Annotated in this window: 28 protein-coding genes; all 28 read right to left on the bottom strand. The window is 68.9% G+C overall.

Annotation, left to right across the window (positions count from 1 at the left end; all coding sequences use genetic code 11):
• Positions 1 to 58 precede the first annotated feature (58 nt).
• Complete coding sequence (gene csrA / locus QRN21_RS17060; RefSeq protein WP_053096324.1) at positions 59 to 307, bottom strand: carbon storage regulator CsrA; 249 nt, start codon at positions 305 to 307, stop codon at positions 59 to 61.
• An 89-nt stretch (positions 308 to 396) separates the two neighbouring features.
• Positions 397 to 2,463: a flagellar biosynthesis protein FlhA gene (locus tag QRN21_RS17055; RefSeq protein ID WP_072591335.1), complete on the bottom strand. Its 2,067-nt coding sequence runs from the start codon at positions 2,461 to 2,463 to the stop codon at positions 397 to 399.
• 52 nt (positions 2,464 to 2,515) lie between these two features.
• Positions 2,516 to 3,619: an EscU/YscU/HrcU family type III secretion system export apparatus switch protein gene (locus QRN21_RS17050; protein WP_056278827.1), complete on the bottom strand. Its 1,104-nt coding sequence runs from the start codon at positions 3,617 to 3,619 to the stop codon at positions 2,516 to 2,518.
• Positions 3,616 to 4,377 (bottom strand): flagellar biosynthetic protein FliR, encoded by a 762-nt coding sequence (locus QRN21_RS17045; RefSeq protein ID WP_042541108.1) that lies wholly within the window; start codon positions 4,375 to 4,377, stop codon positions 3,616 to 3,618. The genes QRN21_RS17050 and QRN21_RS17045 overlap by 4 nt, the downstream gene beginning before the upstream one ends.
• Positions 4,377 to 4,652, bottom strand: a complete 276-nt coding sequence (gene fliQ / locus QRN21_RS17040; RefSeq protein ID WP_042541106.1) for a flagellar biosynthesis protein FliQ — start codon at positions 4,650 to 4,652, stop codon at positions 4,377 to 4,379. The genes QRN21_RS17045 and fliQ overlap by 1 nt, the downstream gene beginning before the upstream one ends.
• On the bottom strand, positions 4,649 to 5,497 hold the full coding sequence (fliP, locus tag QRN21_RS17035) for a flagellar type III secretion system pore protein FliP (protein ID WP_285365412.1): 849 nt from the start codon (positions 5,495 to 5,497) through the stop codon (positions 4,649 to 4,651). The genes fliQ and fliP overlap by 4 nt, the downstream gene beginning before the upstream one ends.
• Before the next feature lie 129 nt (positions 5,498 to 5,626).
• Positions 5,627 to 6,058 carry a flagellar biosynthetic protein FliO gene (locus tag QRN21_RS17030; protein ID WP_072591336.1) on the bottom strand — a complete coding sequence of 144 codons (432 nt, stop codon included), beginning with the start codon at positions 6,056 to 6,058 and terminating at the stop codon, positions 5,627 to 5,629.
• A 2-nt stretch (positions 6,059 to 6,060) separates the two neighbouring features.
• Positions 6,061 to 6,717 carry a FliM/FliN family flagellar motor switch protein gene (locus QRN21_RS17025; protein WP_056278829.1) on the bottom strand — a complete coding sequence of 219 codons (657 nt, stop codon included), beginning with the start codon at positions 6,715 to 6,717 and terminating at the stop codon, positions 6,061 to 6,063.
• A complete protein-coding gene (locus tag QRN21_RS17020) occupies positions 6,717 to 7,610 on the bottom strand; it encodes a flagellar motor switch protein FliM (protein ID WP_285365411.1) in 894 nt (297 codons plus the stop codon). The genes QRN21_RS17025 and QRN21_RS17020 overlap by 1 nt, the downstream gene beginning before the upstream one ends.
• A 33-nt stretch (positions 7,611 to 7,643) precedes the next feature.
• Positions 7,644 to 8,453, bottom strand: a complete 810-nt coding sequence (locus QRN21_RS17015; RefSeq protein WP_053096330.1) for an OmpA/MotB family protein — start codon at positions 8,451 to 8,453, stop codon at positions 7,644 to 7,646.
• Positions 8,450 to 9,253, bottom strand: coding sequence for a motility protein A (locus QRN21_RS17010; protein ID WP_372983484.1), 804 nt, complete (start codon positions 9,251 to 9,253; stop codon positions 8,450 to 8,452). The genes QRN21_RS17015 and QRN21_RS17010 overlap by 4 nt, the downstream gene beginning before the upstream one ends.
• Positions 9,250 to 9,465, bottom strand: coding sequence for a flagellar FlbD family protein (locus tag QRN21_RS17005; protein WP_042541095.1), 216 nt, complete (start codon positions 9,463 to 9,465; stop codon positions 9,250 to 9,252). The genes QRN21_RS17010 and QRN21_RS17005 overlap by 4 nt, the downstream gene beginning before the upstream one ends.
• 121 nt (positions 9,466 to 9,586) lie before the next feature.
• On the bottom strand, positions 9,587 to 10,753 hold the full coding sequence (locus QRN21_RS17000) for a flagellar hook protein FlgE (protein WP_053096332.1): 1,167 nt from the start codon (positions 10,751 to 10,753) through the stop codon (positions 9,587 to 9,589).
• A 30-nt stretch (positions 10,754 to 10,783) separates the two neighbouring features.
• Entirely contained in the window at positions 10,784 to 11,281 is a 498-nt protein-coding gene (locus QRN21_RS16995) for a flagellar hook capping FlgD N-terminal domain-containing protein (protein WP_285365407.1), read from the bottom strand.
• A 12-nt stretch (positions 11,282 to 11,293) separates the two neighbouring features.
• Complete coding sequence (locus QRN21_RS16990) at positions 11,294 to 12,754, bottom strand: hypothetical protein (protein ID WP_285365405.1); 1,461 nt, start codon at positions 12,752 to 12,754, stop codon at positions 11,294 to 11,296.
• Entirely contained in the window at positions 12,751 to 13,119 is a 369-nt protein-coding gene (locus QRN21_RS16985; protein ID WP_285365403.1) for a hypothetical protein, read from the bottom strand. The genes QRN21_RS16990 and QRN21_RS16985 overlap by 4 nt, the downstream gene beginning before the upstream one ends.
• Positions 13,116 to 13,541, bottom strand: a complete 426-nt coding sequence (locus tag QRN21_RS16980; RefSeq protein ID WP_072591340.1) for a flagellar FliJ family protein — start codon at positions 13,539 to 13,541, stop codon at positions 13,116 to 13,118. Before QRN21_RS16980 ends, QRN21_RS16985 begins: the two co-directional genes overlap by 4 nt.
• The gene (locus QRN21_RS16975) at positions 13,538 to 14,863 is read right to left on the bottom strand and encodes a FliI/YscN family ATPase (RefSeq protein WP_056279097.1); all 1,326 of its coding nucleotides are present in this window, start codon (positions 14,861 to 14,863) and stop codon (positions 13,538 to 13,540) included. Before QRN21_RS16975 ends, QRN21_RS16980 begins: the two co-directional genes overlap by 4 nt.
• Positions 14,863 to 15,501: a FliH/SctL family protein gene (locus tag QRN21_RS16970; protein WP_285365401.1), complete on the bottom strand. Its 639-nt coding sequence runs from the start codon at positions 15,499 to 15,501 to the stop codon at positions 14,863 to 14,865. Before QRN21_RS16970 ends, QRN21_RS16975 begins: the two co-directional genes overlap by 1 nt.
• 134 nt (positions 15,502 to 15,635) lie before the next feature.
• Entirely contained in the window at positions 15,636 to 16,718 is a 1,083-nt protein-coding gene (fliG, locus tag QRN21_RS16965; protein WP_230100771.1) for a flagellar motor switch protein FliG, read from the bottom strand.
• Entirely contained in the window at positions 16,715 to 18,355 is a 1,641-nt protein-coding gene (fliF, locus tag QRN21_RS16960; RefSeq protein ID WP_285365400.1) for a flagellar basal-body MS-ring/collar protein FliF, read from the bottom strand. The genes fliG and fliF overlap by 4 nt, the downstream gene beginning before the upstream one ends.
• Positions 18,356 to 18,357: 2 nt before the next feature.
• Positions 18,358 to 18,675 (bottom strand): flagellar hook-basal body complex protein FliE, encoded by a 318-nt coding sequence (gene fliE, locus QRN21_RS16955; RefSeq protein WP_056278838.1) that lies wholly within the window; start codon positions 18,673 to 18,675, stop codon positions 18,358 to 18,360.
• Complete coding sequence (gene flgC / locus QRN21_RS16950) at positions 18,675 to 19,067, bottom strand: flagellar basal body rod protein FlgC (protein WP_053096340.1); 393 nt, start codon at positions 19,065 to 19,067, stop codon at positions 18,675 to 18,677. The genes fliE and flgC overlap by 1 nt, the downstream gene beginning before the upstream one ends.
• Positions 19,064 to 19,411 (bottom strand): flagellar basal body rod protein FlgB, encoded by a 348-nt coding sequence (gene flgB, locus QRN21_RS16945; RefSeq protein WP_053096341.1) that lies wholly within the window; start codon positions 19,409 to 19,411, stop codon positions 19,064 to 19,066. Before flgB ends, flgC begins: the two co-directional genes overlap by 4 nt.
• 109 nt (positions 19,412 to 19,520) lie before the next feature.
• On the bottom strand, positions 19,521 to 19,799 hold the full coding sequence (locus QRN21_RS16940; protein WP_056278839.1) for a hypothetical protein: 279 nt from the start codon (positions 19,797 to 19,799) through the stop codon (positions 19,521 to 19,523).
• 6 nt (positions 19,800 to 19,805) lie between these two features.
• Positions 19,806 to 20,219 (bottom strand): flagellar export chaperone FliS, encoded by a 414-nt coding sequence (gene fliS, locus QRN21_RS16935; protein WP_187249705.1) that lies wholly within the window; start codon positions 20,217 to 20,219, stop codon positions 19,806 to 19,808.
• Between the two features lie 41 nt (positions 20,220 to 20,260).
• Positions 20,261 to 21,622, bottom strand: a complete 1,362-nt coding sequence (gene fliD / locus QRN21_RS16930; RefSeq protein WP_285365394.1) for a flagellar filament capping protein FliD — start codon at positions 21,620 to 21,622, stop codon at positions 20,261 to 20,263.
• A 102-nt stretch (positions 21,623 to 21,724) separates the two neighbouring features.
• Positions 21,725 to 22,549 carry a flagellin N-terminal helical domain-containing protein gene (locus QRN21_RS16925; protein ID WP_053096345.1) on the bottom strand — a complete coding sequence of 275 codons (825 nt, stop codon included), beginning with the start codon at positions 22,547 to 22,549 and terminating at the stop codon, positions 21,725 to 21,727.
• Positions 22,550 to 22,555: the final 6 nt, after the last annotated feature.

The following is a 22,555-nucleotide window of genomic DNA, read 5'->3' as shown; positions in this document are numbered from 1 at the left end:
CGCGACAACGCTCGACGCAGTAACTCGGAGTCCCGGAGATGACACTCCGAGCGTCCGATCATGGAGCAGGGGTGGTTCTGCCCAGGGCGCCGAGAATGAGCGATTCGGCGGAGTCGTCGGACGAGGTCTGCACGGCCTCCTGATTCGCATCGCTCACGGCGATGACGATCTCGGCGCGGTTGATGCGCTTGTCGCGAGGGGCGTCGATGCCGACACGGACACCGCTCGGCGTCACGGCGAGGATCGTGACGGTGATGTCGTCGCCGATCACGATGCTCTCGTTGGCGCGTCTCGTCAGTACCAGCATGCGTCGTCTGCCTTCCATGGCGTGAGCGCCGGTGCGCCCTCTGCTCACAAACGTATCGCACTCAACTCATAAATGAGCAGAATCGAACGCTACAACGCGCCGCTGGGAAGAGCCGACTGCGTCATGCGGACGACGCCGACCACGTCGGTCGCGAGACCGCCCGCCGCAGCCTCGTCGTAGGAGAGCACCGGAAGGCCGCTGACCTGCGATGACACCATCCGACGCACCGCCTGTCGCAGTGACGGCGCGCAGACGAGAACGGGCTCCGGACCGACCTGGTCGAGTTCGGCGACAGTGCGACGCACGTTCTCGAGCACCTGCATCGTCGCCTCCGGCGTCAGCACGATCTGCGGGTGACCGTCGACGACGCGCATGCCCTCGAGCATCTGCTGCTCGAGGATCGGCTCGAACATGACGACCCGGATGCGTCCGTCCTCGGCGAAGCGCGAGGCGATCGCCGGCCCGAGCGCCGCCCTGGCCGCGTCGATGAGACCCGCCGTCTCCGTCGACGTCTTGCCTCGGAGTGCGAGCGCCTCGTAGATGCGCGCCAGGTCGTTGATCGGCACCCGCTCGGAGAGGAGCCCCGCCAGCACGCGCTGGATCGCGGCGAGCGACAGCACGGCCGGGGTGAGTTCCTCGACCGTCGCAGGGCTGGACTGCTTCAAGTGCTCGGTCAGCTGGCGGACGTCTTCGAGGGAGAGCAGGCGGTCGGCCTGGCTCTGCACGATGTCGGAGAGGTGGGTGATGATGACGCTCGCCCGATCGATCACCGTCGCGCCGGCCATGTCGGCGGCGTGCGACATCTCGGCGGGGACCCACTTGCCCTCGAGACCGAACACCGGGTCGACCACGGCCGTGCCCGGAAGCTGCTCGAGTCCCGTGCCGATCGCGAGAACGTGGCCCCGAGGAACCGACCCGCGTCCGGCCTCGACCCCGGCGATGAGGATCGAGTACGTCTGCGCGGGCAGCTCGATGTTGTCCCGCGTGCGCACCGGCGGCATGAGGATGCCGATGTCGAGGGCGAGCTTGCGGCGGAGGGACTTCACCCGGGTGAGCAGATCTCCCGCTCCCCCTGAGGCGAGATCGACGATGTCGGGAGACAGCGAGATCTCGAGGGCGTGCACGCGCATCCGGTCCATGAGGTCCTCCGGGCCCTCGGTGCCGGCCTCGACGGCCTCCTGCTGCAGGGCATCCGCCTCACGTGCGGCATCGCGGTCCTCGTTCGCCTTCACGCGGGATGCCGCGAACAGCAGTACTGCACCGATCGCCAGGAAGATCACGAGCGGCATCCCGGGGATGAACCCCATGGCGATGGCGGCGAGTCCGGTGATCACCAGGGCGTTGCGGGACTGCATGAGCTGACGGCCGGCGGCCTGACCCATCTCGGCCTCCGCGTTCTCACGCGTGACGATCATGCCGGTCGACACCGCCATGAGCAGGGCGGGGATCTGGGTCACCAGCCCATCGCCGATGGTGAGGATGCTGTAGGTCTCGAGCGCCTCGCCGACCTCCATGCCGTGCTGCACCATGCCGATGATGATGCCGCCGACGAAGTTGATGACCACGATCACGATGCCCGCGATCGCATCTCCCTTGACGAACTTCGACGCACCGTCCATCGCACCGTAGAAGTCCGCCTCCGCGGCGACCTCTGCGCGTCGCCTGCGCGCCTCGTCATCCGTGATCAGACCGGCGTTCAGGTCGGCGTCGATCGCCATCTGCTTGCCCGGCATGGCGTCGAGCGTGAAGCGCGCGCCCACCTCGGCGACGCGCTCGGCACCCTTGGTGACCACGACGAACTGGATGACGGTGAGGATGAGGAAGATCACGGCACCGATCACGAGTGAGCCGCTGATGGTGATCTGACCGAACGCCTGGATCACCTGACCCGCGTGGGCCTCGCTGAGCACGAGGCGGGTCGACGCGACGTTGAGGCCGAGCCGGAAGAGGGTCGCGACGAGCAGCAGACTCGGGAACACCGAGAAGTCCAAAGGCTTCTTCACGAACATCGCGGTCAGGAGGATCAGCAGCGCGAACGAGATGTTCAGGACGATGAGCACGTCGAGCAGACCGGTCGGGATGGGCACGATGAGCAGGAGGATGATCCCCACCACACCGACGGGAACAGCCCCCTTGGACAACAGCTGACCGATCATGCGTCTCGCCTTCTGATTCTCTCTGCTCGTTCTGATGTGCTCGCGGCCGGACTCACAGGCCGCGGTCCCTGGTGCTGGCGAAGGGCATCGTGTGCGTTCCCCTGGCCGAGCCTCGACGTTTGAGGTGCTCGATGAAGGCGAGCACCTGGGCGACCGCGGTGTAGAGCTCTTCGGGGATCTCCCGCCCGATCTCGCAGGCCGAGTGCAGCGCACGTGCGAGAGGGATGTCCCTGATCATCGGCACGCCGTTCTCCTCCGCCTTCTCGCGGATCTTCTGCGCGACGATCCCCGCGCCCTTCGCCACGACCCGTGGCGCCGACTTGCCCGGCTCGTAGCGCAGCGCCACCGCCACGTGCGTGGGGTTCACGAGCACGACGTCGCTGTCGCCCACCGCGGCGATCATCCTGTTGCGGCTCATGGCGAGCTGCCGCGAGCGGCGCTGGGAGCGCACGAGCGGGTCGCCCTCGGTCTTCTTGTGCTCGTCCTTGGCTTCGTTCTTCGTCATGTGCGTGTGCTTGCGGTTGCGCCGCATGACCACCGCCACATCGATCGCTGCGAGCAGGATGCCCACCGCCACGGCGACCTGCAGCAGCGCGACCGCTCCCCCGGCCGCCTGCTCGAGCAGCCAGGTGATGTTGTGGCTGCCGCTGGCCATCAGTACCGGGACGAGACCCGAGACGACGATCCACAGTGCGAGCCCGATGGCCACGGTCTTCAGCAGCGCCTTGGCGCCCTCCCAGAGCGCCTGCCGGCCGAAGACGCGCTTGACGCCCGACACGATGTTGAACTGCTCGGTGCGCATGGTCACCCCGCGCAGGTGGATGCCGCCCTGCGCGACCGCGGTGGCCGTGGTGGCGAGCAGCACCACCACCAGCATCGGGAGCAGGATGCCACCGAGGGAGGTGATGGCCGAGCTCAGCACATCCATGGCGGCGCCGTCGGTGGGGTTCATCGCGACGGGCGTCACGGCGAGGAACAGCTCGGTGACCACCTGCGTGCCCGAGGCGATCGTCGGCACCATCATGACGGCCGCGGCGGCGATGCAGACCCAGGCCGTGAAGTCCTGGCTGCGGCCGATCTGGCCCTTCTTCCTCGCTTCCTTCAGGCGACGCTCGGTCGCCTTCTCGGTGCGTTCGCCGGTGTCGGTCTCGCTCATCGGGTCACCCCCAGGAGCAGTCGCGCAGCCTCCTCGGCGATCACGGCGACCACGCTCGGGAGCGCCGCGTAGACGAATCCGACGAGCAGGAGGGTGAGACCGATCTTGATCGGGAAGCCCATCGCGAAGGCGTTCAGGGCGGGCGCGACGCGGCTGACCAGACCGAGTCCGACGTCGGCGAGGAAGAGCACGATGAGCAGCGGTCCCGCGATCTGCACCGCGCTGAGCATCATCTGTCCCGCAGCGCCGACGAGCGCCTCGGCGGGCTTGGCGAGATCGATCATGCCGGTGACCGGCACCGCGTCGAACGATCGGAACAGACCGCCGAGCACGAGCTGGTATCCGTCGGAGGCGAACAGCAGCATGATCGCGGTCATCTGGAACAGTCGGGTGAACTGTGCGCCGTTGATCGCCATGCCGGGATCGAAGGCCTGAGCCAGCTGAAACCCGCCGAAGGTGTCGACGAGGTGGCCGGCGCCCTGGATCGCGCTGAAGAGCACCATCACGAGGAAGCCGAGGAGCGCCCCCGTGAGGGCCTGCCCTGCCAGTGCGAGCATGAAGGCCCCGGTGTCGAGGCGCTCATATCCTGCGGTCACGACCGGCGACACGGCGAGAGCGAGACCGACGCCGAGCATCGCGCGGATCCGCATCGGGATCGTGCCGTGACTGAACGGCGGGGCGAGGACCAGGAATGCCGTGATCCGCACGCAGGCGAGCGAGGTCGCCTCCAGCCAGGTGAAATCGATCGGGATGTTCATCAGCCGCCGTTCAGCAGCGACGGTATCCGCGCGAACATCTCGTTCGTGAACGCGATCATCTCGGCGATCATCCAGTGCCCCGTGACGAGGAGCGCGATGCCGACGGCGACGAGCTTCGGCACGAACGAGATCGTCATCTCCTGCACCTGGGTGATGGACTGCAGCAGCGAGATCGCGAAGCCCACCACCAGGGCGGTGATGAGCAGAGGCGCGCAGAGCTTCGCACCGACGATGAGCGCCGCCTGACCGATGTCGATGACCGCTTCGGGATTCACCCGCCACCCCCGTTGTAGGACTGGACGAGCGCGGTGATGACCATGCCCCATCCGTCGATGAGCAGGAACAGGAGGATCTTGAACGGCAACGAGATCATGACGGGCGGCAGCATCATCATGCCCATCGACATGAGTGCGCTCGCGACCACCAGGTCGATGACGAGGAACGGCACGAAGATGATGAACCCGATCAGGAACGCCGCGCGCAGTTCGCTGATCATGAAGGCCGGGACGAGCGTCTGCAGCGGGATGCTCGCGGCGTCGGTGGGGTTCTCCATCTGCGCTGCGCGATGCATCAGCGCGATGTCCTCTTCGCGCGTGTACGAGAGCATCCACTGCCGCAGGGGCTCCTGGGCGAGCTCGAACGCCCTGCCGAAGTCGATCTGGCCGTCGGTGAACGGCGCGACGGCGACGGTGTTGATGTCGGTGAGCACCGGCCACATGATGAACAGCGTCAGGAACAGGCTGAGACCGGCCAGCACCTGGTTCGGCGGGATCGACGGCAGCGAGAGCGCGTTCCGGGTGAGGGCCAGCACGACGAAGATCTTGGTGAAGCTCGACATCATCAGCAGCAGCGCCGGAGCGACGCTGAGCACGGTGATGCCCAGCAACGTCATGATGCTGTCGGACGGCGCCCCGTTGATGCCGTTGATCGTGACGCCGTCGCCCTCGCCGTCACCGACCTGAGTCGGGACGTGCATCGCCGCTGCGTGCGCCCCTGTGGCCTGCAGCAGCACGAGTGCGGTCACGACGACGAGCACCGCGGCGAGCAGCACCCACACGCGGCGAGGCAGTCGCGGTGCGCGCGCAGACGTCGGCGCGGCGACTGCGGCGGATGCGGGCACGGCGGCACTCCGAAGATGGGTGGCGTGGCCGATCCGTAGCCAGGGGGTCGAGCGATCCGTGCTCGCAGTCGACTATCGCGACATCACGAGGTGCACGTAACCGCGTCGACCGATGCGCTGACCGCGGGGTCAGGCGACCGAGCGCAGCGCGCGGTCGACGATGTCGTCGGGCATCTCGACGGAGGCGGATCGTACGTCCGAGGAGACGACCTCCTCCTGCTCGAGAGGAGGAGCCTCCTGGGTGTCGACGACGTTGATCCCGTGCTCCGTCACGCCGAGCACGTAGCGGATGCCGCCGAACTCCGCCACGACGAGCTGTGCCTTGCCGCCGATGCCCGACCTCGCGACCACGGTGATCTTCTCCGGGCGCGCACGCGGCGCCGCGGCGGGCCGCGTCGGCACGAGCTCGGTCAGCTTGGCGAGCTTCTTCGGCATCAGCCCTGCCAGCGGACTCACGCCCTTCGCCTGCGACTTCTGCAGGCGGCGGCTCAGGAAGAGCAGCAGCCCGAGCACCGCTCCCAGCGCGACGATCGCACGGAGCGCGACGAGGATGTCGTCCACGCTCAGACCGTCTCGGCGCTGTCGAGGATGCGCTCGACGCGGATCGCGAAGTCGCCCTCGGCGACGACGACCGTGCCGTGCCCGATCAGTCGGCCGTTGAGCTTGATGTCGGCGGGAGACCCGGCGGCGCGGTCGAGCTCGACCACACGGCCCGGCTCGAGCGAGAGCACGTCGCGCACCGGCATCCGCGTGCGCCCGATCTCGACCACGAGCTCCATCTCGACCCCCGCGATGCGGTTGAGCCGCTGCGGACCCGACGCGGATGCCGCCCTGGCTCCGTCGATGCGCACGGATGCACGCGCCACGACGCTGCCGTCGGCGTCGACCATGTCGAACACCTGGGTCCCGGAGTCGGTGAAGACCTCGGCGGCGTCGACCACGGCTCCGTCGCCGAGCGAGCCGCTGCCGAGCACGGCGGCGGCCGCCTCGAAGATCGGGTGCAGGCGATCGGCCAGCTGAGCGTTCTTGGAGCCGTCCTCGAGCTGCGACGGGTCGACGACCTGGATCGCGATGCGGGCCCCGGGGCTGCCCGTGAAGGTGACGACCACCGCGTCGCCCGACGCGCCGGGGTCGGTCGACGGTGCGGGGATCACGGGGTAGCCGAACGGCAGCTTGCCGGCGATCGCCGCGGCGATGGCGGTCTCGTGGAAGGTGCTCATCAGTGGGTCTCCTCATGGGTGGTCGTGATCTTGCAGGTGAGGCGCGAGCCTCTGCTGCCCGGTGTCGCGAGAGCTATCCGGGTCTGCCCGGCCATGAGCTCGTACGGCCGGGTCTCGGGGTGAGGCAGGCGCAGCAGGTCGCCCGGTGCGAGATCGAGGATCTCTCCGGTGCCGATCGTGATCGGCGCGAGGCGCAGCGTCAGCTCCAACGGCGTGCTGCGCACCTGCTCCAGGGTCTGATCCGTCGAATGCGCCGATGCCGCGTCCGATCCCGTGGCCGCGAGGCGGTCGACGACCGCGGTCGCCGGCAGCATCACCGTCGCGGTCGACTCGGAATCGCCGAGACGCATGGTGTATCGGGCGACGATCACGGCCGCCGTCGCGGAGATGACCTGCATGTACTGGGGGTTGTAGTGCACCGCGGTGAAGCGCGGTGCACCAGGGAGCAGAGCGCCGAGGCTGGCGTGGAGGTGCTCGAAGGTGCCCTCCATCAGGTTGCGGACGAGGGCGAGCTCGATCGGCGTGAAGGTGCGGGCTTCGGGAAGCGAAGTGCTCCTGCCGCCCATCATCTGCACCACCCACAGCAGGGCGCTGTCGAGACCGAACTGCACGACGCACGGCTCGTCGCGGTCGGCGAACGAGCCGGCGACCATGGCCGTCGTGCCGGGCAGGGTGTCGGCGTACTCCTCGTACGACACGAGCTCGACGGTCTCGAGTGCGAGGTGGGCGCGCACGCGGATCTTCGCCGTGAGCTGGGACGACCACAGCCGGGCGAACGACTCGAAGGCCGCTTCGAGATGGCGGGTGCTCTCGCGTCCGAGCTGGGCGGGGCGTCCGAAATCGTACGCCGGATGGCGCAGGGCGGGGTCATCGAGCACGGCGGATGCGGTCATGACGGTCTCCTCGACGGTGGTGTTCACGTGAGCTCAGTTGTTCGCAGCAGCCGCGAGAGCGGGTATCAGCGCTCTCACCTGCTCTTCTTCGTTCGATTCGACGATGATGTCGACGCGTCTGTTGCTGGCCAGCGCCTGAGGGGTGTCGCCCGGCACGATGGGGCGGGTGTCCGAGAACGCCGTCGCCTTCACACGGGGTCCTCCGACGCCTTCGTGCTCGACGAGGAACCGCGCCACCTGGGTCGCGCGCCCGCCGGAGAGCTCCCAGTTGGTGGCGAAGGGTGCGGCGGAGACGCGGTGGTCGGCGTGCCCCTCGACACTCACCTGGTTGTCGACCGTGACGAGCACGTCTCCGATCGTGTCGAGCACGGCGTCCGCCTTCGCCGAGAGGTCGGTGCTGTTGTCGGCGAAGAACGTCTCTGCGCCGACCAGCCCCACCTGGAGCCCTCGGTCGTCGATGACGAACTGCACCGTGTCCTGCAGGCCCTGTGCCGCCAGCGAGGTGCTCATGCGATCGCGCAGTCCCTCGAGCGACTCGAACTCGATCTCGGCCCGCGCCGCGAGGTCGACCACCCCGTCATCGTCCTGCAGTTCAGGCGGCACGATCACGCCCTCGGCCGTGTCGGCACCGCCCTCGGTGCTCTCCTGCCCGAAACCCGTGGCGAGGCTGTTCGCGAGCAGTTCGAACTTCGTCTTGTCGACGTTCGACACGGCGAAGAGCACGATGAACAGGCACATCAGAACCGTGACCATGTCCGCGTACGAGACGGCCCAGCGCTCGTCCGGCTCATCGTGCGAGTCATCTTCATGCCCGCGACCGCGAGCTCGACGGGCTGTGCTCATTGCACGCCCTCTGCCCGTTCGGGCTCGCGCTTCTTCTTGGCGGCCTTGGGCTTCACGGTCGACAGCGCCTCGAGGCGCTCCTGGAGCAGGTGCGGAGCGCTTCCGGCCTGGATGGCGAGCATGCCCTCCGAGACCAGGGTCATCCGCTCGAGCTCGACGGCTCCGATCCGTCCGAGGCGACCGGCGATCGGGTTCCAGATGAAGTTGGCCGAGAGCAGACCCCAGAGCGTGGCGACGAAGGCCGCAGCGATCATCGGCCCGAGGTGGTCGGGTTCGTCGAGCTTCTCGAGCACGTGCGTCAGCGAGACGACGGTGCCGACGATCCCGATCGTGGGCGCATATCCGCCCAGCGAGCCGAAGAACTTCGACGCCACGCGGTTGCGCGACGATGTCGCGGCGATCTCGTCGTCCATGACCGTGCGCAGATCCTCGGCATCCGTTCCGTCGGCGAGAGCCTGCAGCGCCTGTCGGGTGAATGCATCGGGTGCCGAGTCGAGCTCCTGCTCCAGTGCCAGCAGACCTTCGCCCCTGGCCTTCTCGGCATACCCCACGAGGAAGGGGATGACCGCCTCCGGCGTCATCTTCGGGCCCCTGACCATGCGCCCGAGGCTCTTCACAGCGAGGATCGTGTCGCGGAGGGTGTGGCTGGCGATGCCGACGCCGATCGTCGAGCCGAGCACGAGGATCATCGGCGCCGGAATGAGCAGAGCCTCGAAGCTCGCCCCCTCCATCGTGATCATCGCCACCAGCGCGCCGAACGCCAGGATCACCCCGATGATGAATGCGGGATCCACCGTCATGCCCCCGTCTGCGAGGTCAGTGCCTGGGCTGCGCCGAGCACGCGCGCCCGGTACGCGACGATCAGATCGATCAGGGCGTCGAGATCCTCCTCGACCACGTACACATGACCGTCGACCATGTGCAGAGTGGTGTCCGGCGAGGCGTGGATGCGTTCGATCAGGTCGGGGTTCACCGCGAACCGGGTGCGGTCGAGGCGGGTGACGATGATCATCGGGGGTTCTCCGGGCTTCGGATGAGAGGGGGAAGTCTGCTCCGACTATCGCGACGAGGCCCGCCCCCGGTAACCAGGGGCGGGCCTCGTCGCGCGTGTCCGACCGAGTCGGCGCAGGCGATCAGCGCTTGAGCTGCGTGAGCTCCTGCAGGACCTCGTCGCTCGTGGTGATGATGCGCGCGTTGGCCTGGAACCCGCGCTGGGCGACGATGAGGTTGGTGAACTCCTGCGAGAGGTCGACGTTGCTCATCTCCAGCGCACCCGAGACGAGGTTGCCGAAGCCGGCCTGGCCCGGCTCCCCGATGCGCACAGCTCCGGAGTTCACGGATGCGCGGTAGGCCGTGCCGCCCGCCTTCTCCAGCCCCTCGGGGTTCGCGAACGTCGCCATGGCGATCTTGCCGAGCGTCTGCGTCGCACCGTTGCTGAACGTGCCGACGATGGATCCGTCGCCGGTGATGCTGTAGGACTTCAACGTGCCGGCAGCCGATCCGTCCTGCTCCGTCACGGCGACCGTCGACATGTTCGCGTAGCCCGTGACCGCACCCAGGTCGACGCTCACGGCGCCGGCTGCGAGCGTGAGGCCTGCGCCGGCCTGCTTGCCGTCGGTGAAGGTCAGCGCCCCCGTCGCGCCGCTGGTCGGCTCGGTCACGTCCCATCCGGCCGCCGTCTTCGTGAAGGTCAGGCTGAGGGTCGACGGCGTGCCCTGGGCGTCGTAGACGGTCACGTCGCGCACCAGCTCGTCACCCACCGCGGCGGTCGAGGGCAGGTTGCCGGTGACCGTCGCCGAGGTCGTCGCCTTCGCAGGTGACACCGCCTCGAGCGGCAGCACGATGTTGCCCGTCGCCTGCCCCGTGTTCACCACGCCGTCCTGCGCCGACCAGCCCTGCACGATCGAGCCGTCGGCGGTCACCATCTTGCCGGTGGGGTCGAACGAGAAGCCGCCCGCCCGCGTGTAGAGGGTCTCTCCGCCGGCTCGGACGGCGAAGAAGCCGTCGCCCGAGATCATCAGGTCGCCACCGCGGCCCGTCGCCTGGGCCGAGCCCTGAGCGAAGTTGGTGCGCACGCCGGCGACCTGCACGCCCAGACCGACCTGGGCGGGGTTGCGACCGCCGACCTCGTCGTCGGGGATGCCCGGGTTGCCGATGAGCTGGGACAGCGAGTCCTGGAACAGCACGGACGAGCCCTTGAACCCTGCCGTGTTGACGTTGGCGATGTTGTTGCCCGTGACGTCGAGCATGGTCTGGTGCGAGCGGAGACCGGAGATTCCGGAGTAGAGCGAGCGAAGCATGGGGTTTCTCTCTTCCTGGGTGAGACGGGGTCAGACTGCGGCGGGGGTGGGCGCAGCGGGGGTGGTCGGTGCGGGGGTGGTCGGTGCGGGGGTGGTCGGTGCGGGGGTGGTCTGCGCGGTCGCGACTCCGGTGATGACGTCGAGCGCGACCGTCTTGTCGCCGATGGTCACCTGCGGGATCGGTCCGTCGAACGAGACCTTGGTCACGATGCCCGAGACGGTCTTGCCGTCGGCGTCCTTGTAGCTCGCTTCCTGTCCGATCAGGGCGCTCGCCGCCTGACGCATGTTCAGGGCGAAGGCCTCGGCGCCGTTGTCGGCGAGCGTGGTGAGCTGCTCCATCATCGCGAGCTGGGTCGTCTGCGAGATCATCTCGTTCGTGTCCATCGGGCTCGAGGGGTCCTGATGGGTCAGCTGCGTCACCAGCAGCTTGAGGAACACCTCGCCGTCGAGCACCTGCTTGCGGGCTGCGGGATCGGTCGTGCCTCCCGTGTGGATGGAGCTCGGTGCGGTCACTGCGTCGACAGTCATTCGGTCGTCCTCTCAGGCGAAGATGTCGAGCCCTGCACCGGATGCGGCAGAGGACGTCGTCGGGATGATGCGGGAAAGATCGGGGCTCTGCTCGGCCCCGCGGCGCTGGTCGGAGCGTCCGCGCTGCGCGTCGCGGTCACCGGAGCCCTGCTCCGGTGACGCATCGCCCGCGCCCTGCTGGCCGCGGTCTCCGGCGGTGTCCGCCGATGCCCCGTGGGAGACGTTGAGAGTCGCGTGCGGCATCACCGCGGCGAGATCACGGCGAAGGTCGACGAGCATGGTCCGCAGCGCGTCGCGCCCTGCATCGGTGGCGCCGCTGAGCTCGACCTGCACCTCGCCCGCCGCGCTGATGTGCGCGCGCACGGTGACGGGGCCGAGGCTGTCCGGGTTCACCGTCATCGTGAGCTGATGGGTGCCCATCGGGCGCTGCGCGATGCTCACCACCACGGGTGCGACCTGCGCGGCGACGGCCCGGTTGGTCGACGCGGCCGCTTCGGGCGAGGACACGGGCATGGCCGTCGCCGCGGCCGGAGATGCGACCGGAGCGAGAGTCATAGAAGGCGACCCGGGCTGCGGACCCGGCAGTGGGTCGACGGAGTCGCTCGCCGGCAGCGGCTCTGCGTGGCCGCCCATCACGGACGCAGCGGAGACGCCGACGGTGGTCGGGATCGGAGTCGACGGTGCCGCGTTCCGCGGGGACTCGGACCGCGGAGCCGCAGCGGCAGCGGAGGATGTCGCCGGGTCGGCAACGCCCTCCGCCGGGTCCTGCTGACCCGTCACCGGAGCGTCACGGGGAGCGTCGCTCGACAGGGTCTCCGGGCGCACTCGGGCGCCGGCCACAGGAGGCGCCCCGTCAGCGCCCCTCGCCGACGCCGATGCCGATGCCGATGCCGATGCCGATGCCGATGCCGATGAGATCTCGGGCGCAGGAGTCCGTTCCGGCGCCGACACGCCGAGAGGCGGGGAGGTCACCGTCGCGCCCGTCTCGACGGCTGCCGCGGCCGGGCCTGTGGGGAGCTCGGCAGGGCGCGCCTCACCCGACGCTGCGGCGGGAGCGGGGAGAGCGCTGCGGGCGCTCCCCGCTGCCTCCGACGCCTCCGGCGCCGTCTGCACGAGCGTCGTCCCATCGAGCGTCGTCGCATCCGGCGTCCTCTGCGCAGGCGTCGACGTGGATGCAGGGGCCGCCGCAGCCACGGCCGGAGCGAACTGCGCGGTGAGGTGCATCATGGTCGCGATCGGCGCCTCTGCCCCGCTCGCGTCGTCGGATGCCGCAGTCTCCTCGGCAGTCGGCGCGTCCTGTCCGTCCGGCGTGAGCGTCGCTGCGTCCTGATCCGTCGCACCGTCGAGCACCCGGCCAGCGGCGATCAGCGCGTCGCCGAACAGAGAGCCCGAAACGGCCGAAGATCGTCCACCTGTCTCCGTTTCGCCGGTTCCTGAACCCGCCACCGTCGCGAGCAGCCCCACGGCGGTCATCGGAGCATCTCGATGATCTTCTGCATCGACGCCGTCGAGCTGTCTGCGCCGGTGGCATTGGCCGAGAACAGCGTCTGCAGCGCCGAGATGACCTCAGCGCTCGCGTCGCCGCCCGCTCCCGTGCCGGCTGCCGCCGCCGCAGTCTGCGGGGTCTGGCCGGCAGCGGGTGCTTCCGGGGTCGACGCCGCCTTCGCCGCTTCGAGGACTCCAGCGAACGTCGTCGCGCTCGCCGCCGATGTCTCGGCGGTCGCCGCGGTCGCGGTCGCTGCAGCCGACGCCGCCGCCGCGCGGCCTGCCGGATCCAGCGACACGATCTGCGTCTCGATCGCGTCGACGCGGGCGATCACCGCCGCGAGCCCGGTCATGCGGCGCTCCCCTCACGTCGCGCGGTGCGGACCACAGCGATCTCATCGAGCGCCGACTGCTCCGCGGCGAGCTCGGCCTTGGTCGCCTCCACGCGGTGGGTGCTCTCGAGCCGCTCGAGTCCCTTCAGGTCGCGCCGCGCTTCGACGTGGGCCGACTTCGCCTCCGACTCCGTGCCGCGCCTCATCTCGACGAGCGCCTGCAGATCGCTGAGCGTGCTGCGTCCCGCGGCGCGTGCGGCGGCCATGGCCATCAGCGCTCGTGGATCGTCGATCTGCGCGCTGATGTCGGCGAGGCTCGAGATCGCGGTCTGCTCGTCGAGCTCGGCCTGCGCCCGTTCCGCGCTCGCACGCGACAGCTGCTCGGCGGCGACACGCTCCTGGGCGCCGCGCACGCGCAGCAGGCCAGCCAGTGGGAAGGTCATGGGGTGAGTCCTCCGAAGTCGGTGGTGAGGGCGGCGAGCCGCTGCCAGGAGTCGTCGGATGCCGCAAGATCGTCCATCCGCTGGGTGAGGAAGCGCGAGATCGCGCCTTCGTGCGCGAGGGCGGCGTCGACCATCGGGTTCGCTCCCTGGCGGTAGGCGCCGATCTCGATGAGGTCGTTCGCGCTGCGACGAGCCGCCAGGACGCTGCGCAGCATCACCGCGTCCTGGCGCTGCTCAGGAGTGGTGATCTTCGACACGACGCGAGACACCGAGCCGAGCACGTCGATCGCGGGGAAGTGTCCGCGGATCGCCAGCGCGCGGTCGAGCACCACATGGCCGTCGAGGATTCCTCTCGCGGCGTCCGCGATCGGCTCGTTGTGGTCGTCGCCGTCGACGAGCACCGTGTACAGGCCGGTGATCGATCCGACGGGTCCGGTTCCTGCGCGCTCGAGCAGGCGGGCCAGCACCGAGAACGTCGACGGCGGATACCCGCGGGTGGCGGGCGGTTCGCCGGCGCTGAGCCCGATCTCGCGCTGCGCCATGGCGACGCGCGTGAGGGAGTCCATCATCAGCACCACGTCGAGGCCGTCGTCGCGGAACGCCTCGGCGATCCTGGTCGCGACGAATGCCGAGCGCAGGCGCGCCATCGCGGGCTGATCCGAGGTCGCGACGACCACGACCGACCGTGCCAGACCCTCGGGGCCCAGGTCGTCCTCGAGGAACTCGCGCACCTCACGACCGCGCTCCCCGACGAGGGCGATGACGTTCACATCGGCAGTGGAGCCACGGGCGATCATCGACATCAGCGACGACTTGCCGACGCCCGAGCCGGCGAAGAGCCCGAGACGCTGCCCCGAGCCCACCGGCGTCATCGTGTCGAGCACGCGGACGCCGAGGCCGAGCTGACGATCGATGCGCTGGCGATCCATGACGCTCGGCGCATCGTGGTCGAGCGAGACGGGAGCGACACCCCGGTCGAGCGGCCCCTTGCCGTCGATCGGTCGCCCGAGTCCGTCGAGCACGCGTCCGAGCAGCGCTCGTCCGGTCGGCACCTGCAGCGGCGCTCCCCCGTGCCGCACGCGGGCGCGGGCGGTGATCCCGTCGAGCCTGCCCAGCGGCATGCAGCGGGCGGCGGCTCCGTCGACGGCGACGATCTCGGCATCCACCACACGGCCGTCGGTCGCGTCGATGCGGATGCGGTCGCCCACCGCGCCGTCGATGCCCAGCACCTCGACGCCGAGCCCTCGCACGGCTTTCACGGTTCCTGAGCGCTCCGGGCGCGCTGCCAGGAGCGCACGGTTCCACGACCGCGTCGCGGTGATCACACGATCACCTCGGCATCCTGTTCGTCGCCGTCGAGTGCCGCGGCCGCGCGGGCGAGCGCCGACGTGATGCGCGTGTCGACGGCCCCGTTCTCGATCTCGACGATGGCGCCGCCGTTGTCCACGGCCGGAGAGGCGGAGATCCGGATGCCGCGCAACGCGTCGATCGACGACGTCTCGTCCTGCAGGACGGCGACGTCCTGCTCGCTGAAGGCGACCCCTGTCCAGCGCTCCGCCGGCATCTCCGTGAGCGCCCGGCGCAGCGCATGCGCCGCCGAACGTGCCGGATCCGACAGCTCTGCTCCGAGGATCGTGGTGGCGAGGGCGACGGCGAGCTCTTCGATGCGATCGGCGGCGAGCATGCTCAGCTCGTCGATGCGGCGGTCGAGGGCCGCGTGCGCGCTCTCCAATGCGCGCAGACCCGAGCCGCGCTCATGCAGGTACAGCTCCTGGAGTTCGTGCATTCGCTGCTGCTGCGCGGCGTGCTGCACCTCTCCCTCGTCGAGGGCGAGCCTGCGGCCCTCGGCGTATCCGTGGGCATAGCCACGGGTACGGGCCCTGTCTGCCTCGCCGCGCAGGTCCATGGGCGTCTCGCCGACGCGCGGCACGACCAGTGGCGTGAAGGCGGAATCGAGCACGGCGGACACCTCGGAATCGAAGGGCGAGGCCTGTCCGTGGCCCGTAGGTCGAGCGATCCGTGCTCCAGACCCACTATCGCGACACCCGGCTGCGTCCGTAACCGGATCGGCCGACTCACCTGCCGTCAGAGGGATCACTCGATGAGCTCATCCTCGTCTTCGCGCGAGATCGTGATCTCCTCCGCAGCTTCCAGGTCGCGGATGATGCGCACGATCTCGGCTCTGGCCTCATCGACCTGACGCATGCGCACGGGACCGAGGACTCGGGTCTCCTCAGCGAGGTTCTCCTGGTTGCGCTCCGTCATGTTGCTCTTCACCTTGTCGGTGATCTGGTCGTCCGCGCCCTTCAGCGCGAGGGCGAGCATGCGCAGGTCGATACCGCGCATCACCCGCTGGACGTCGCGATCCTCGAGGCGCGCGATGTCGGCGAACGTGACCATGCGGCTGCGGATGTCCTCGGCCAGGGCGAGATCACGGCCTTCGAGGCTTGCGAGGAGCGACTTCTCGAGCGCGGTGTCCGAGCGGTTGATGATCTCGACGAGAGGCTGCACGCCTCCGATGGACTCATGGTTGTCGCGCATCGCGAAGACGCCGGTGCGCGAGCGCAGCGAGTCGGCCACGATGGAGATCGCCTCCTGCGTGGCGGTGCCCATCGTCGCGATCGCCTGAGCGACGTCCGTGCGCAGGGGATCCTGCAGGGCGGCGAGAACCGCCGCCGCACGATCGGCTCTGAGATTGGCCAGTACGACGGCGACGGTGGTCGGAAGCTCACCCTCGATGATCGTGGCGAGCTGGGCCGGGTCCGCCGCATTGAGGAAGTCGAACGAGACCGACCCCTGCGACATGACCCGGCCGACCATCCCGACCGCCTTCTCGCGGCCGAATGCCGTCTCGAGCAGTCCGGTGGCGAGCTCCTGTCCGCCCCGCGACGGCACCGAGCCGCCGGTGGCGATGCGCCGGAACTCGCCGAGAGCACGGGCCGTCGAGGCCACGTCCACTCCCCCGAGCTGTGTCAGCTCGGCCGCGAGCATCTCGGACCGCTCCTCGCCGAGGTGGCGGAGCACTTCGGCGCTGGCGGCGCGATCCATGTTCATCAGCACGATCGCGGCCTTGCGCAGTCCGCTCATCTCCGGCGCAGCCACGGGCGCCGGCGCCTCGACGGCCGACACCTCGACTGTGTCGGCCTGCGCGTCCAGCAGCTCGGTCAGCGCGCTCATACGGTCGCCTCGTCCATCAGGTCGGCCAGTGCGCTGGCGATCGTGTCGGGTTCGCGCTTGGCGAGGTCGTCGATCTCCCGGCGACGGCGCTCGACCAGCACCTTGTCGGGCTCGGGCTCGTCGTCGAGATCAGCCGACGCGGACGGCAGCAGCTTGGTCGGCGCCGGGGCGATGATCGCCTCGGCCTCCTTCAGCCCTCTGAGAGAGCGGAGCTTCTGCTCCTCGCTCTCGGTGACCGTCGCGAAGTACTCGATCGGTCCGTCTTCGGTGTACATCACCCGACGCTTCATCTTGCGGCGCACGATGAGGAAGACGATCAGGATGATCGCCGCGAGCAGGATCGCGGCGCCGATGATCGCAGAGCGCAGCAACTCCTGCTGGAACTGCGCGTCGCGCTCGGCCTCCGCCGCCTGCAGCGCTGTCTGCGCCGCCGTCGCACCCGCCTGATTGAACTCGACGAACTCGACGGCGATCTCGTCGCCGCGCTCGACGTCGATCCCTGCCGCAGATGCCACGAGCGATTCGATCTGGTTCGCCGTCACTCCGGTGACCGTCCCTCGGTTGAGCGCGATGCTGACGGTCTGCCGCGTCACCTCTCCGGCGGGGGTGATGGTCTTCTCCGTCGACTTGTTGACGGCGTTGTTGCGAGAGGTCTCCTCGAACTCATAGGCGCCGGTCCCCTCGGCGTTGTTGGGAACCGCGATGTTGTCGGGGCCGAGCACGCCGGCACCTCCACCCTCGCCGCCGTTGTACGTCTCGGTCTTGGTCTGCTCCGATGCGCTCAGCTCGCCCTCGGGGGCCGAGTACGTCTCGTCCATGCGCTCGGATGTGGAGTTCGCGACATCGGCCGATACCGTCACCGTCGCGTTGCCGGGCCCGACGATCGTCTCGAGCATCTTGCTGACGGATGCCGCGACCTTGGCCTCATGCTCCGTCGCCTGCTTCGAGGAGTTCCCGGTGAGCCCGGTGCCGACCGCCGAGAGCACGCGGCCGTCCTGATCGGTCACCGCGACGTCCTCCGGCGTCATCCCCGGCACGGCGGCGCTCGTGAGGTGCACGATCGCCTCGATCTTCTCGTCGCTGAGCCCTGAGCCGTTGCGGGTCTTCACGAACACGGATGCGGTCGGGCTCTGCTGCTCCGAGACGAAGACGCTCTCCTCCGGGATCGCCAGCTGCACCGACGCCGTCGAGATGCCCTCCATCGCGCCGATCGTGCTGGCCAGCTCGCCCTCGATGGCACGCTTGTAGGTCACCGACTGCTGGAATTCACTCGCCGTCACACCCATCTCGTCGAGCAGGGTGTAGCCCTCGCTGGTGTCGCCGGGCAGCCCGGCGGATGCCGCCGCGAGACGCTGCGGATAGACCTGGTCGTCGGGCACGAGGATCGTCGCGCCTCCCTCGGCGAGCTCGTAGCTCACGCCTGCCGACTTCAGCTGCTCGACGACGGCCGACGCGTCGCCGGCGCTCAGGCCGGTGAAGAGCGGGCTCATCTGCGGCTTGGTGAGCCACGCGCCGAGGGCGATGGCGCCCATCACGAGCAGCGCGACACCGATGATGGCGATCGTGCGCTGTGCGAGGGAGAATCCTGAGACGACCTGCTTGGCGCGGTCGTAGTAGGTCGTGAGCATCTTGGGCATCGTCAGGCCTGCATCCTCATGATCTCGTTGAACGCCGAGACGCTGCGGTCACGCACGGCCACCACCAGATCGAGCGTCACCGAGGCGCGCGTCGACGCGATCATCGCCTGATGGATGTCCTGCAGGTCTCCCGTGACCGCCTGCACGGCGAGCTCGTTCGACGTCGACTGCAGCTGCTGCAGGTTCTCCATCGCCCCCGAGAGCGTCGTGGCGAAGGCGTTGCCGGAGGCAGGAGCGCTGGTCGCGTCCGGGCCCGTCTCGAAGCTAAGCGCCGAGAGCGGCGCGACACCGGAGGCGCCGATGGCCTCGATGCCCGACATCAGTTGCGGCCGATCTGCAGCGCTGCCTCGTAGGTCGTCTTCGCCCGGTCGACGACAGCGGCGTTCGCCTCGTATCCGCGCTGGGCGAGGATCAGCATGCTCATCTGGTCGCCGAGCTCGACGTTCGGGTACTGCACGTAGCCGTCCTCGTTCGCATAGGGGTGCTCGGGGTCGTACACGAGCTTCGCGTCGGCCTCGGATTCGACCACGCCGGCGACGTACACGCCGGGGCTGTCGGTGCCGGCCTGCACGGTCACGAACTTCTCCCGGAACGCCTCCTGGCCTGCGGGTGTCGCGGTGTTCACGTTGGCGATGTTGTCGCTGAGCGCGTCGAGCCACTTGCGGTGCGCGGTCAGGCCGGTGCCGGCGATGCCGATCGCGTCGAAGGTCATGCGGAGGCCTGCCCGATCGCCTTGGTGATCGAGGCCGCCTGACCGCCGATCGCCTGACTCGCGAACTGGAAACGCAGCACGGTGTCGATGTTCGAGAGCGTCTCGGTGTCGAGGTTGACGTTGTTGCCGTTCAGCCTGGTCGGCTCGAGCGAGCGCTCGACCGTCGCGGCGACGCTTCCGGAGCCGCCCTGGACGGCAGAACGGAGTTCATCCTCGAACCGCACGCGCTGGGCCTGGTAGCCCGGCGTGTTGACGTTGGCGATGTTCTCGGCGATCGAGCGTTGGCGCAGGGCCAGCCCGTCGAGCGCGCTGATGAGCGCAGAGGACGTGACGGATTCGAGCACGGGGGCACTCCGGGATGTTGGTGGAGAGGCCGATCCCTGGCCAATCGTCGAGCGATCCGTGCTCTGTGCCGACTATCGCGACACCCGGGCAGTCATGTAACCGCTGTGCTCAACCCTCGACGTCGAGGTATGCCGGCACATTCTGGGTGGAGGTCGGCACGCGTCGCAGTGCGGCGATCTCGCGAGCCACATTGGCGCGCGACGTGACGAGTCCGCCGATCATGAGCTGCTGCCGCGCGAGCACGGCTTCGGCACGCTCGCGCAGCTCCTCGGGGACGGGGCCGTCCGGCGCCTCGAAGGACTGCTCGTCGAGGTGCTCGTCGGCGGCGTCGAGGGCGCGCTCGAACTGGTCGAGCACCGTCAGCCAGGCCGAGAGAGTGTCGGGCACGGTCGCTCAGGCCAGGGCCGTGATGGGGGTCTGCGCGGTCGACGCGACCGCCGCAGCCGCCGCATGCCACGCTTCGCGGAGCGGCACGACGAGAGCTCGGCATTCCGCGGTGGCCGCGCGGTCTCGAGCGATGTTGGCGGTGATCAGGCGTCCCGTGAGGTAGGTGTACACGCCGTGCAGCTCTGCGGAGCCGTCCCACTCATCGGTGAGCGAGCCGTTGAGCTCGGCGACGATCTGCTGCGCGTGCACGAGGTGGTTCCCCGCAGCCGCCCAATCCCCCGCTTCCTGGCAGGCGTCCGCGCGCTCGATGTCGACCAGGAGGCGGTCGTAGAGCAACACGAGAAGGCGCTCAGGCGTGGCGGAGGCCACCTGCTGCTCCAGATACTGCTGCTTGGCCCGGTCGAGTGAGGTGAGTGCCATGAGTACGTGCTCCGATGCGATGCGATGTCACGAGGACGAGGTCAGGAATCCGACGGGGTGAGTCCGGCGAGCTGGCTGGTCAGCCACGACGATTGCGACTGCAGCTTCGAGAGCTGCACCTCGAGCTGCGCGTACGTGCGTTCGAGGGTGGCGCGGCGCTGTTCGAGCCGGATGTCCCAGCGCTCGACCTGGGTCTTGAGCGTCTTGACCTCGTCCTCCTGGCCGGTGATGCGCTTGGTCAGGAGGCCGTCGTACTTGTCGGAGTACTGGGTCGTCACGTCCTGCACCCGCGCCGAGACCGCCGAGAACAGCTCCTGCGTGCCCTCCGGGTCTTCTGCGAGAGCTGCGGCGAACTTCTCGGCGTCGAACGAGAGCACGCCCTTGTCGCTGACGGTGATGCCGATCGTCGAGGGCGAGATGCCGTCGATCGGATGCTGCACGGCGGTCGCCAGCGCGCCGCGGAGGTTTCGCACCGTGCTGTCGCCGGTGAAGACGCCGAGGGTCGTGGTCTCGCCGACCTCGCCGATGGTCGCCTTCGAGCCGTTGTCGATGCGCACCAGCAGCGCGGCGATCTCCTTGACGAACGCCTCCGCCGTCGAGCTCTGCTTCTTCGCATCGCGTGCGACGGTCACGGTGACGGGGTCAGCACTGGCCTTCGTGACGGTGACCTCGATGCCCTCTCCGACGGTGATGGTGTTGCTCGCGCTGTTCAGGGTCTGCTCGGCGTCGGTGCCGGCGAAGAGGCGGATGCGGGCATCCGCGCCCTGGGTGAGCAGTGCGGCGCCGGGGGCGGCACCGAGATCGACCGCGGTTCCGGCGGTGACCTCCGCCGCGGTTCCGCGGTGCAGGCTGAAGGCACCAGCCGCGCCCGTCTCGGCGGAGGTGAGCTGGATGCGCGAGAGCGGCTTGCCGTCGGCATCCGTTCCCGCGGGCACGACGGTCGCGCTCACACCGGCCTTCGACGCGTTGATCGCCTTCGCGAGGTCCTGCGGACCGGTGCCCAGCGGAGTGACCTCGACGGCTTCGCCGTCGGATCCCACGAGGGTGAAGGTGCCGCCCCACGCTGTTCCTCCTGCGGCAGCGGTGACGACGGAGTGCGCTGTGGCGACGGCATCCACCACGATGGCGGTCGAGAATGCGGTCGCCTTGCTGCCGGCGGTGATCGTGACCGTCTCGGACGACGAGGACGCGGTGAAGGATGCCAGAGAGCTGGGACCCGCGGCGGTCTTGGCCTTGTCGACGAGCTCCTGCAGCGTCTTGTTCAGCGACTGCAGGTTGGTGATGACCGAGTTGCGGTCGGTGATCTTGTTCGTGATGAGCGTCTTCGGGATCGCCGAGACGTCCATGAGCGCCTTGATGAGCTCTTCGGTCTTGAGCCCTGATACCAGTCCGTCGAGTTTCATCCCGGTCGTCTTCCGTGCGTTGCGGTCAAGGGTGTCCTACAGGAAGGCGCCCGGGCGGAGGTGACTCCGCCCGGGCGCCCTGTGCGCCTCAGGCGCAGCGACTCAACGGAGAAGCTGCAGGACGCCCTGGCCCGACTGGTTCGCCTGAGCGAGCATGGCGGTGCCGGCCTGCTGCAGGATGTTCGAGGCGGTGTACTTGACCATCTCGGCGGCCATGTCGGTGTCCGCGATGCGGCTCTTCGCTGCGGCGAGGTTCTCGGCCGAGACCTGCAGCGAGTTGATCGTCGACTCGAAGCGGTTCTGCACCGCACCGAGACCCGCACGAGCGGTCGAGACGGCCGTGATCTCGTCATCGATCGCGCCGATCGAGGTGAGTGCGTTGGCCGCGGTGTCGACCGTCAGAGCGCCGATCGTGGCGCCCAGGCCCGAGAAGTCGGTCAGCGTGACGCCGATCTGGTCCTCGGCAGCCTCGGAGCCTGCGCCGACCTGGAACGTCAGGGTGTTCGCGCTGTCGAGCAGCTTGATCCCGTTGAAGTTCGTGCTGGCGGCGACGCGGGTGAGCTCCTCGCCCAGCGAGTCGATCTCGGTCTTGATGGCGTCGCGCGACTCGGTGTTGTTCGAGTCGTTGCCGGCCTGGACCGCGAGGTCGCGGACACGCTGCAGGATCGAGTGGACCTCGGTGAGCGCGCCTTCTGCGGTCTGGATGACCGAGATGCCGTCCTGAGCGTTGCGGGCTGCGACGTTCAGACCGTTGACCTGCGAACGCAGGCCCTCGGAGATGGCGAGGCCGGCGGCATCATCGGCTGCACGGTTGATGCGCAGACCGCTCGAGAGCTTCTCGAGCGACTTCGAGACGTCGTTCTGGTTGACAGAGAGGTTGCGGTACGCGTTGAGTGCACCGACGTTGGTTGCGATCTGAAGACCCATGAGTAT

It is taken from the genome of Microbacterium sp. LMC-P-041 (genome assembly GCF_030209555.1).
Classification (GTDB): Bacteria; Actinomycetota; Actinomycetes; order Actinomycetales; family Microbacteriaceae; genus Microbacterium.
This window is presented reverse-complemented; position numbering and strand designations above follow the sequence as displayed.

Coding starts and splice junctions, on each gene's coding strand:
- csrA (WP_053096324.1), bottom strand. CDS start 307: ATGCTGGTACTGACGAGACGCGCCAACGAGAGCATCGTGATCGGCGAC.
- QRN21_RS17055 (WP_072591335.1), bottom strand. CDS start 2,463: ATGATCGGTCAGCTGTTGTCCAAGGGGGCTGTTCCCGTCGGTGTGGTG.
- QRN21_RS17050 (WP_056278827.1), bottom strand. CDS start 3,619: ATGAGCGAGACCGACACCGGCGAACGCACCGAGAAGGCGACCGAGCGT.
- QRN21_RS17045 (WP_042541108.1), bottom strand. CDS start 4,377: ATGAACATCCCGATCGATTTCACCTGGCTGGAGGCGACCTCGCTCGCC.
- QRN21_RS17025 (WP_056278829.1), bottom strand. CDS start 6,717: ATGAGCACCTTCCACGAGACCGCCATCGCCGCGGCGATCGCCGGCAAG.
- QRN21_RS17020 (WP_285365411.1), bottom strand. CDS start 7,610: ATGACCGCATCCGCCGTGCTCGATGACCCCGCCCTGCGCCATCCGGCG.
- QRN21_RS17015 (WP_053096330.1), bottom strand. CDS start 8,453: ATGAGCACAGCCCGTCGAGCTCGCGGTCGCGGGCATGAAGATGACTCG.
- QRN21_RS17010 (WP_372983484.1), bottom strand. CDS start 9,253: ATGACGGTGGATCCCGCATTCATCATCGGGGTGATCCTGGCGTTCGGC.
- QRN21_RS17005 (WP_042541095.1), bottom strand. CDS start 9,465: ATGATCATCGTCACCCGCCTCGACCGCACCCGGTTCGCGGTGAACCCC.
- QRN21_RS17000 (WP_053096332.1), bottom strand. CDS start 10,753: ATGCTTCGCTCGCTCTACTCCGGAATCTCCGGTCTCCGCTCGCACCAG.
- QRN21_RS16995 (WP_285365407.1), bottom strand. CDS start 11,281: ATGACTGTCGACGCAGTGACCGCACCGAGCTCCATCCACACGGGAGGC.
- QRN21_RS16990 (WP_285365405.1), bottom strand. CDS start 12,754: ATGACCGCCGTGGGGCTGCTCGCGACGGTGGCGGGTTCAGGAACCGGC.
- QRN21_RS16985 (WP_285365403.1), bottom strand. CDS start 13,119: ATGACCGGGCTCGCGGCGGTGATCGCCCGCGTCGACGCGATCGAGACG.
- QRN21_RS16980 (WP_072591340.1), bottom strand. CDS start 13,541: ATGACCTTCCCACTGGCTGGCCTGCTGCGCGTGCGCGGCGCCCAGGAG.
- fliG (WP_230100771.1), bottom strand. CDS start 16,718: ATGAGCGCGCTGACCGAGCTGCTGGACGCGCAGGCCGACACAGTCGAG.
- fliF (WP_285365400.1), bottom strand. CDS start 18,355: ATGCCCAAGATGCTCACGACCTACTACGACCGCGCCAAGCAGGTCGTC.
- fliE (WP_056278838.1), bottom strand. CDS start 18,675: ATGTCGGGCATCGAGGCCATCGGCGCCTCCGGTGTCGCGCCGCTCTCG.
- flgC (WP_053096340.1), bottom strand. CDS start 19,067: ATGACCTTCGACGCGATCGGCATCGCCGGCACCGGCCTGACCGCGCAC.
- fliS (WP_187249705.1), bottom strand. CDS start 20,219: ATGGCACTCACCTCACTCGACCGGGCCAAGCAGCAGTATCTGGAGCAG.
- fliD (WP_285365394.1), bottom strand. CDS start 21,622: ATGAAACTCGACGGACTGGTATCAGGGCTCAAGACCGAAGAGCTCATC.
- QRN21_RS16925 (WP_053096345.1), bottom strand. CDS start 22,549: ATGGGTCTTCAGATCGCAACCAACGTCGGTGCACTCAACGCGTACCGC.